11 protein-coding genes are annotated in these 8,956 nt (G+C 73.9%); 2 read left to right on the top strand and 9 right to left on the bottom strand.

Translation table 11 applies throughout. The features are described 5' to 3' along the window. Positions 1–330, bottom strand: a 330-nt coding sequence (locus AB0M20_RS14240) for a hypothetical protein (RefSeq protein WP_364298035.1), incomplete at its 3' end; no start/stop codon positions are given. A gap of 136 nt (positions 331–466) precedes the next feature. Here AB0M20_RS14240 and AB0M20_RS14235 point away from each other — a divergent pair. Continuing rightward, positions 467–1,294 (top strand): aldo/keto reductase, encoded by an 828-nt coding sequence (locus AB0M20_RS14235; RefSeq protein ID WP_364298034.1) that lies wholly within the window; start codon positions 467–469, stop codon positions 1,292–1,294. A 15-nt stretch (positions 1,295–1,309) separates the two neighbouring features. On the opposite strand, the gene AB0M20_RS14230 is transcribed toward AB0M20_RS14235, so the two are convergent. Both AB0M20_RS14230 and AB0M20_RS14225 read right to left on the bottom strand, forming a co-directional pair. Beyond that, the gene (locus AB0M20_RS14230) at positions 1,310–2,728 is read right to left on the bottom strand and encodes a PepSY domain-containing protein (RefSeq protein WP_364298033.1); all 1,419 of its coding nucleotides are present in this window, start codon (positions 2,726–2,728) and stop codon (positions 1,310–1,312) included. Between the two features lie 98 nt (positions 2,729–2,826). Then, positions 2,827–3,525, bottom strand: a complete 699-nt coding sequence (locus tag AB0M20_RS14225; RefSeq protein WP_364298032.1) for a copper resistance CopC family protein — start codon at positions 3,523–3,525, stop codon at positions 2,827–2,829. Between the two features lie 126 nt (positions 3,526–3,651). On the opposite strand from AB0M20_RS14225, the gene AB0M20_RS14220 reads away from it, so the two are divergent. Then, entirely contained in the window at positions 3,652–4,398 is a 747-nt protein-coding gene (locus AB0M20_RS14220; RefSeq protein ID WP_364298031.1) for a GNAT family N-acetyltransferase, read from the top strand. 5 nt (positions 4,399–4,403) lie between these two features. Here AB0M20_RS14220 and AB0M20_RS14215 read toward each other — a convergent pair whose 3' ends face one another. The 6 genes from AB0M20_RS14215 to AB0M20_RS14190 form a co-directional block, all read right to left on the bottom strand. Further along, entirely contained in the window at positions 4,404–5,426 is a 1,023-nt protein-coding gene (locus tag AB0M20_RS14215; RefSeq protein WP_364298029.1) for an ATP-binding protein, read from the bottom strand. Continuing rightward, entirely contained in the window at positions 5,423–6,112 is a 690-nt protein-coding gene (locus AB0M20_RS14210; RefSeq protein ID WP_364298027.1) for a response regulator transcription factor, read from the bottom strand. Before AB0M20_RS14210 ends, AB0M20_RS14215 begins: the two co-directional genes overlap by 4 nt. 10 nt (positions 6,113–6,122) lie before the next feature. Then, positions 6,123–6,509: a hypothetical protein gene (locus AB0M20_RS14205; RefSeq protein WP_364298025.1), complete on the bottom strand. Its 387-nt coding sequence runs from the start codon at positions 6,507–6,509 to the stop codon at positions 6,123–6,125. Continuing rightward, a complete protein-coding gene (locus AB0M20_RS14200) occupies positions 6,506–7,741 on the bottom strand; it encodes a molybdopterin-dependent oxidoreductase (RefSeq protein WP_364298023.1) in 1,236 nt (411 codons plus the stop codon). Before AB0M20_RS14200 ends, AB0M20_RS14205 begins: the two co-directional genes overlap by 4 nt. After that, entirely contained in the window at positions 7,714–8,412 is a 699-nt protein-coding gene (locus tag AB0M20_RS14195) for a class I SAM-dependent methyltransferase (RefSeq protein ID WP_364298021.1), read from the bottom strand. The genes AB0M20_RS14200 and AB0M20_RS14195 overlap by 28 nt, the downstream gene beginning before the upstream one ends. Next, positions 8,409–8,956 (bottom strand): DUF2064 domain-containing protein (locus tag AB0M20_RS14190; protein WP_364298019.1); only part of this gene is annotated, 548 nt, incomplete at its 5' end. The genes AB0M20_RS14190 and AB0M20_RS14195, both read right to left, overlap by 4 nt.

The following is an 8,956-nucleotide window of genomic DNA, read 5'->3' as shown; positions in this document are numbered from 1 at the left end:
CAGGCCGTCGCTCAGCGACTCCGCGACGACCGTGTCGCGATAGAAGGAGCTGGACAGGTCGCTGACCTCTTGCAGCGCGGGGAACGCGCTGAAGGAACGGCTCGATGCGTCGACCATCAGGTCGTTGACCAGCACGATGGCCTCGATCACGTCCATCAGCGACCGCAGGTCCACGCCGGGCGGGAGGGTGCGGGGCAGCGACGGCTCCCAGTCGAGAGCCCGCCGGGCACCGAAGACCGTGGTGTTGTCCAGCAGCACCGCCCCCTGGAGTGACTCGGCCGCCGGCCCGGTGGCCTGCTGCCGCCGGCGAAAAAGCCTCCACACCCGCATGCCGTCTCCTTCGCCGTTCCCGCACAGTCTCGGCCTGCATCGACGATGTCGGGGTGCCCGTGGCACTGCAAGACGGGCGGCCGGTCGATGTCAACGGCCGCCGATACGCCGCCGCGAACGGTGCTACAACTGACGGGTGATACCTACCGTCACCCTGAACAACGGCGTCGAGATGCCTCGGCTCGGACTCGGCACCGGAGGCGGCGACGACGACGCGGCCCGGACCCGGGTGCGGCAGGCGCTCGAGATCGGTTACCGCCTGTTCGACACGGCCGCCAGGTACGGCAACGAGGCCGGCGTCGGTCAGGGGATCGCCGACTCCGGGATCCCGCGGTCGGAGGTCTTCGTCTGCACCAAGCTGCGCGGCGCCGATCACGGGTACGAATCCACCAGGCGCGCGCTGGACGAGAGCCTGCGCCGGCTCGGCACGGACTACGTGGACCTCTATCTGATCCACTGGCCCCTGCCCCGCCAGGACCGGTACGTGGAGTCCTGGCGGGCCATGGAGGAGCTGCTGGCCGAGGGCAGGACGCGCGCGATCGGCGTCTCGAACTTCCTCGCCGAGCACCTCGACCGGCTGGCGGCCGAGCTGTCGGTCGTCCCGGCCGTCAACCAGATCGAGGTGCACCCGCGCCACCCCCAGCCGGCGCAGCGAGCCGACGACGAGCGGCGGGGCATCGTCACGCAGTCATGGTCGCCGCTGTCCCGCGGCGGGCTCCTGGACGATCCCGTGCTGGCCGCGATCGCCGCCAGGCACGGCCGGACCCCGGCACAGATCGTGCTGCGCTGGCACATGCAGCAAGGGCTGACCGCGATCCCGAAGGCGTCGCACGCCGACCGCATGCGGGAGAACGCCGACGTGTTCGGCTTCGACCTGACCGACGACGACCTCACCGAGATCGACGGTCTGGCGGACGGCGGGCAGGGCGACAACCTGGATCCGCGTACGCACGAGGAGTTCTGACCGGGCCACGTCCGGTCAGGTGCCGGCCCGCCGTCGGCGGATGGCGCCGGTGATGAGGTCGGCGACCAGGAACCCGGCGAGCGGGATGCCGAACAGCGGCAGGAAGTAGCTCAGAGCCAGGACCACGGGTACCCCGGCGACGATGCCCCAGGCCGGCAGCTGCTGCCAGGCCCCTGGGCCCACGGGCGGGGCGCCGGCGACTGCGCGGCTGCCGTTGCGGGTGGGACGGCGCTGCCACCACATGCGGTAGCCCCAGACGATGACGGTGACCAGGCCGAGCGCCAGCGCGGCGAGCACGATCTGGTTGGCCAGGCCGAACAGGTCGCCCATGTGGGCGTAAATGCCCACCTGGGTGACCTTGGCCAGGACCGGCCAGTCGGCGTAGTCGATCCGGTCGGTGATCGCTCCGGTGGCGCCGTCGACGGCGATGCTGTCGCGGCGCAGCGGCCACAGGCCGTCCATCTCGGTGACGGTCCACGCAGTCGTCGCATCGGCCGGTACGGCGACCGCGAGGGGTCCGTCGATCCCGGCGCCGGCGGCCGTCGTCAGCACCGTGTCGAGGGCGACCGGGTCGACCGGGGTGTTGCCGGTGGCCGGGGCGGCACCACCCTCGCTGTGGTGGCCGCCGGTCGGCGCGGCGGCCCCGCCGGTCAGTTCCGTGGCCACGGCGGGCCGGCTGCCGCGCAGCGCGTCGACGGCCGCGTCGAAGTTGGCGCCGGCGTGCTCCGACCAGGTGAGCCCGGTCGCGGACAGGAAGAGCAGGCCGACGGACAGCCACAGGCCGGTGGAGGCGTGCCAGGTGCGGGTGCGCCGGACGCCCTTCTTGGCGGCAAGGTCGGGCCGCAGCATCCGCGTGCCGCGCTGACGGCGCCACCACAGCAGGACGCCACCGAGGGCGATCACCCACAGCCAGCTGGCCGCGAACTCGGAGTAGTAGAAGCCGATCGTGCCCAGGTGCAGGCTGGTGTGCAGATCGTCGAACCAGGTGCGCATCGGCGTGGTCGCCCACCAGGTGGTGAGCTGTCCCGTTACCTCGGCGGTGTACGGGTTCACGTACACGGTGTGGGCGTGCTCGACGTCGAGCTCCGGTGACGTGAAGTCGACCTGGGTGGTCAGCTCCCCCGTGCCCGGCCGGACAGCGATCAGGTCGCCGGCCGGGTGCGTCGCACGGGCCGCGGCGACCTGGTCGGACATCGGCCTGGCCGGCCCGCCGGGGTCGGCGACGACCAGCTCGTCGGCGTAGACGGCCCGCTCGATCTGCGGCGTGAACGCGTAGAGGATGCCGGTGAGCGCCGCGACCAGGATGAACGGCGCGACGAAGAGGCCGGCGTAGAAGTGCAGCCGCAGGAGCAGGGGGCCGAAGCTCTTCGCGGGCCCGGCCCGGCGCACCGGCGCGCTGATCGGCGGCGCGGGCGCATCGGCGGTCGTCGACATGGGGCTCCTCCAGCCGGGCCGGGTGACGTTCCGCACCATCGGTCGCTTCCCACGCCGGATTAGTTCCCGCGGAGTTGATCGACTTTTGCGCCCAGGGTTCAGTGGCCGGACCGGCGAAACCGGTGCGGCGCGATCAACACGTAGCTGAGCGCGGCGGCGACGATCAGGAGCACGGGCACCAGCCAGGCCCACACGCTCGTGTCGTCCGCGGGTTGCGCCGGCGCGGCCTGCACCGCCGTCGAGGGCTGCGCGCTGACCGCCGGCTGCCCGGGGCCGGCCGCCGCCGCCAGTTCCGGGCCCGGCTGACCGGTCGGCTCCTGCCAGCCCGCGGGCGCCGGCACCGCCGCACCGTGGTACGTGAACCGCACCTCGCCCTTGACCGTGTCACCGTCGGACGCCACGTTGTGATAAGTCACCACGTACGGCCCGGCGGCCGGCCAGTGGGACACGGTCACCTTGACCGGAAAGCCGATGTGGTAGAGCAGCGGCTGCCACTTGCCGTCCTTGTTCTGGAACTCGCGGACCGGCTCGGCGAGCTCGGCCGGTTCGCCGTTCGACCAGCCGCTGTCGATCCGCACGCCGGTCGGCGCCGTGACGGTGAAGTGGGCGAACGGCGCCGGCTTCTCGGTGAAGGTCAGCACGACCGCCTCGACCCGGCCGCGCACCGTGCTGCCGTTGGCGGGCACGCTGCTCACCAGCGTGCCGTGGGCCGGCGCCGCCGAGGGCATCGCCATCGCCCCGGCGAGCCCGCCGACGACCACGACGGCGAGGAAGCGACGCAGACCGGCCCGTCTCATCGCCGCAGGCTATCTCCCGGCGACACATGTGGACAGACCCGGAACGATGCCGGCCGGCGACCAGCCGGCTCGATAGGTAGCCTTCACGCCGGAACGCGGGAATGCCGAGCTTGGCAGGTGACGACGATGAACGATGTGGTGGCCGACGCCGATCTGTACCGGCGCGGTAGCGCGACGTTGGTCGCTTCATGGACGGCGTACGCCGACGGGGCGACCGGCGCCTCGCTGCAGCGACTGCCCGGCGTGGCCGCTGCCGTCTTTCCCCGCGATCCGGAGCGCTCCGTCTACAACAACGCTCTGCTGGACCGCGGCCTGACAGGCGATCAGCGCGCCGGCGCGATTCCTGCCATGGAGGCCGTGTACGCGGCCGCGGGCGTCGCCCGGTTCGCGGCTTGGGTCCACGAGAGTGACACCGACATGCGCAACGACCTGGAGCGGCGCGGCTACGCCGTCGAGGAGACCACTCGCGCGATGGGCATGCACCTCGATGACCTCCGCCCGGTCCCGGCGGAGATCCGGTTCGGGCCGGCCCACTGGTCCGAATATCTGACGTTCGAGGGTTTGCCACCGAACTTCCTCCCGGGGGCCGATCACGCCGCGTTCCACGTGCAGGTCGCCCGGATCGACGGCGAGATCGTGGCGGCCGCCCTGGCCTACGACTTCGACGGCGACTGCGGGATCTACAACGTCGGGACCGCGGAACACGCCCGGCGACGCGGACTGGGCACGGCCCTCACCATGCACCAGGTCCACGAAGGACGGAAGCGGGGATGCACGACCGCGACCCTCCAGTCGACACCCATGGCCGAGCGGGTGTACGCCGCCGCCGGCTTCCGCGACCTCGGCCGGATCCTCGAGTACACCCGCCGATAGGACGGTCAGGCCCGGGCGACCGGCAGGCGTACCTCGAAGCGGCAGCCGCCCTCGGTGTTGTGCGCGTGGACCCGGCCGCCGTGGGCCTCGACCAGACCCCGGACGATCGCGAGCCCCAGACCGCCGCCGGCCGTGGCGCCCGGGCTCTGCGGGGTGCGGGCTCGTTCGCCGCGGAACGCCACGTCGAAGATCCGCGGCAGGTCCGCCTCCGGGATGCCGCCGCACGAGTCGGAGACGGTGAGCCACGCGTCGCCGTGGTCCATCCCCGCCGCGATGTGCACCGTGCCGTCGGCCGGGGTGTACCGCACCGAGTTGACCAACAGGTTCGCCACGATCCGGCTCAGCTCCGGCTCGCTGCCGGTCACCACGGGCCAGCCCGACTCGGCGGCGAGGATCCGGACCCGGCGGCGGGCGGCCAAGGGGGCGGTGGTGGCGATGGCGTCCGAGACGACGTCGGCCAGCGGCACGGTCGACAGCGCGAGCCGCAGCGCGCCCGCGTTGATGCGGGACAGCTCGAACAGATCGTCGACGAGCCGGCTCATCCGGTCGGCCTCGACCCGGATCCGCCGGTGATATTCGGCCACCGTGCCCGGGTCGTCGACGACGTTGTCCTCCAGCGCCTCCGCCATCGCCCGCAACCCGGCGAGCGGCGTGCGCAGGTCGTGCGAGACCCAGGCGACCAGGTCACGGCGGCCGGCCTCGAGGCGGCGCTCGGTGGCCCGGGCCTCGGCGGCCCACACGGCGGCGGCGGCGAGGCGGCGGCCGAACACCGCGCCGACGCCGAGGCTGACCACGGCCGCGGCGACGACGGTCAGCAGCACCACCTGCAGGTCGTGGGCGGACAGGAACATCGCCCAGGACACGGCGACGACGCCGGCGGCGACCGCGACGACGGTGACGGCGATCAGCACACAGATGTGCACGGCGATCGACCGGCGGCTCAGCAGACGCAGGACCACCGCACCGGCGCCGGCCACGGCGGCGCCGGCGACGAGCGCGTACGTGCCGATCAGCAGCAGGTCGTTCATGCGGCCGGCTCGTAGCGGTAGCCGACGCCCCACGCCGTGACGATGCGGCGCGGAGCGGCCGGATCGGCTTCGATCTTCTCCCGCAGCCGGCGGACGTGCACGGTCACGGTGGACTGGTCGCCGAACTGCCAGCCCCACACCTGCTCCAGCAGCTCGGCCCGCGACCACGCCCGCGCCGGGTTCTTCAGCAGGAACGCCAGCAGATCGAACTCGCGCACCGTCAAGGTCAGGGGCCGCCCGCTCAGCCGGGCGACCCGGCGCCCCGTGTCCGCGGTCAGGTCGCCGTCGGTGAGCACGGCCGGCGCCGCCGGGGTGGCCGGGGCGGTCCGCCGCAGCACCGAACGGATCCGCAGGACCAGCTCGCGGGGCGAGAACGGCTTGGTCACGTAGTCGTCGGCGCCCACCTCGAGGCCGGCCACCCGGTCGGCCTCCTCCCCGAGGGCGGTCAGCATGACGACGGGCAGGTCCGGCAGGTCACGGCGCAGCTGCCGGCAGACGTCGAGGCCGCTGACCCCGGGCATCATCAGATCGAGGACGACGAGGTCGGGCACCTCCTCGGCGACGGCCGCGAGGGCGTCGTGGCCGTCGAAGGCCAGCCGGACCCGGCAGCCGTCCCGCTCCAGATAGCGGCGGACGACGTCGCTGACGGTCGGGTCGTCATCCACGACGAGTACGGAATGTGCCACCCGCACCACGCTACCGATCCGGGACCGGGGAAGAGCCTTCCGACCCCTTACGGTTGCGGCGCACCAGCGTCACCACGAGCGCGCCGGCCCACACCAGGCCGAGAACGAGCAGCAGCCGGGACGCGGGGACGCCGGCGGACCCGATCAGCAGCGGGACCCCGACCAGTGCGACGGCCGCCGAGGTGACCGCGGCGATACGGACCGGCGCCGGGTCGGGCAGGCGGCCGATCAGCGCGCCGACGCCGATCATCGCGGGCAGCAGGATGCCGTCGTGCGCGACGAGGACGGCGACCAGGAAGATCACGACGCCGATCGGCTGGACGTCCGGGTCGGTGAGGGCGCCGGCGACGGCGTACCCCATCGCGAGCAGGCCGGTCGCGATCAGCGCGCGCCTCACGATCCGCCCTCGCGATCGCTGCGCACGGTGATGCGGCCGAGCCACTTGGTCTGCAGGACGCCCGGGCGGTTCGGGGCGATGAGCCGAGCCGGATAGCCGTGGTCGACGTGCAGGACCGCGCCGTTGAGCCGCAGGGCGATCAGCGTCCACGGGTCCCGCAGGTGCGGCGGCGGCACGGTCGAGGTGCGATACCGGCCACCGGTCTGCAGGGATTCGACGACGGCCTCGGCATCGTCCGGGTCGGCGCCGACGAGCGCGGCGAGGTCGCGCAGGCGTACCCCGGTCCAGGTCGCGGTGGCGCTCCACCCCTCCACGCAGGCGATCGGCAGCACGGCGGTGTGCTGCGGCAGCGCGGTGAGGTCGGCGAGGCTCAGCGCGACGGTACGGCCTGGGCCGGCGACGGCGAGCCGATAGCCGGGGTCGAGGGCCGCGTCGCGGACGCCGGCGCCGGCGGCGGTCTTGTTCACGGCCAGGCCCTGCGGTCCTTCGCGGGGGCGCCGGGGCGCCAGGGGGGACACCGCGGCCAGCGGTGTGACGGTCTGTCCCACCGTGCCCAGGGTGACGACACCGGCGGCGGTCGCGGCGGCGCCCAGCACGACGCGCCGCCGCAGCCGCGGTCCGGTCGCGGTGCGGACCCGACGCAGGGCGGCGCGGACGATCGGCAGCTTCACGCCGAGGTGGACGAGCAGCGCGCCGATGGCGAGCCAGGCCACCCGGTAGTGACCGGCGGTGAAGAAGAACGGCAAGGGCGTGTACCAGCGGGCGACGTTGAACACGCCGCTGACCACCTGGAACAGCGCCGCCGCGACCAGCACGGCGACGCCCAGGCGCTCGGCGGCGTGGGCCACCGTCCGCGCCGGCGGCCAGGCGAACAGGCGCGGATACACCGACCAGAGCTTCACCCCGAGCAGGGGTACGGTGGCCAGCCCGGTCGCCACGTGCAGTCCCTGGGTGACCCGATAGAGACCGACCGGCCGCGACGGCCACCCGAACCACCCGGGCGGATGCTGGATGAAGTGGCTGAGCACGCCGGTCAGCATGCAGATCCCGAACGAGACGGCCAGCGCGACGCCGAGTTGGCTGGTCAACCGCGCGGATCGCGCCCGGGACGGGAAGGCTCCGCGGCGCAGCGGCCCGCGGCGCAGTGTCTCCGGCGGGGCGGGGAGCTGCCGGTCCGCGAGGCGGTGCCATCGGCCGGCCGGCTTCACGACCGGGTCAGGGTGGTGAACCATCTGTTCGCCTCCGTCCAGAAGCCGAGGATCCGCAGGCCGGCCGCGGCGGCGTGGGCGCTCAGATCGGTCGCGGCGACCGCGGCCCAGCGGAATTCCGCGCTGTGCGCCGCGTCGCCGGCATGGTCGGCGTGGTCGGCGCGGATGCTGGCCGGGCCCGACCAGCTCCGGGTGCCGGGGGCGCCGACCTCGGCGTGCAGCCGCCCGGCCGGCGCGAGCAGGTCACCACAGCGACGCAGGAGGCGGGCCGGGTCGCCGCCGATGCCGATGTTGCCGTCCGCGAGCAGCAGGTGCCGCCACCGGCCGTGCCCGGGCAGCGGATCGAACACGTCGCGGCGCAGGGCGGTGGCTCCGCGCCGCCGGGCGAGCTGGACGGCGGCGGCGCTGATGTCGATGCCCAGCGCCGGGTGACCGGCGCGGTTCAGGGCGGCGGTGAGCCGGCCCGGTCCGCAGCCGACGTCGAGGGTCGGCCCGGCGCAGCGTGCCAGCAGCCCGTCGTCGCCCGGCGTCGCGTCGCGGCACCAGGCGGCCGGGTCCAGCCCGTGGTCGTCGCCGCGGTCGTCGCGCAAGGTCAATGCCGCCGGGCGACCGGAATGAGCGCGGCGAAGCGCGGCGTCGTAGATCGCGAGCACGGGCCGGGCGGCCGGGCGATCGACATGCGCGGTCGCCGTCATCGCACACCTCCGGCGACCGGTGCGGCCGCGGTGATGCGGGCCAGAACCGCCGGGAAACGGCCGGTCGGCGGGCACAGGGCGACAACGGCTCCGGCGTCCGCCATGGTGTCCACGTCGGACAGCTCCGGCAGCAGCTCCACCCGCAGGCCGAGCAGGCGTAGCGCGGCCAGCGTGTCCGCGCCGGTGGTCGCGGTGGAGGTGGGGATCCGGCGCAGCACGGCGGCGTGCGCGGGATTCCGCAGCCCCAACGCCCACCAGCCACCGTCGGCCGCCGGGCCGAGCACCGCGTCGGCGTGGCCGAGCCGGTTCGTCGCCGCGTCCAGCAGATCCGCGGTGAGCTGGGGCGTGTCCATGCCGACGAGCAGGCTCGGACCGTCGACGTACGCGCGAGACAGCCGCTCGGGAAGGCCCGCACCGCACTGCGGCCGGCTGCGCCAGCCGAGCGGCACCGGGTGGGCGCCGTCCAGGACGAGGGTGCGGCTCACCGCGCGGCATGCCGTCACCGCGTCGATCGTGTCGGCGAGGGCGGCGGCCGCGATCCGGG

This window comes from Actinoplanes sp. NPDC051633, from assembly GCF_040681735.1.
Classification (GTDB): domain Bacteria; phylum Actinomycetota; class Actinomycetes; order Mycobacteriales; family Micromonosporaceae; genus Actinoplanes.
This window is presented reverse-complemented; position numbering and strand designations above follow the sequence as displayed.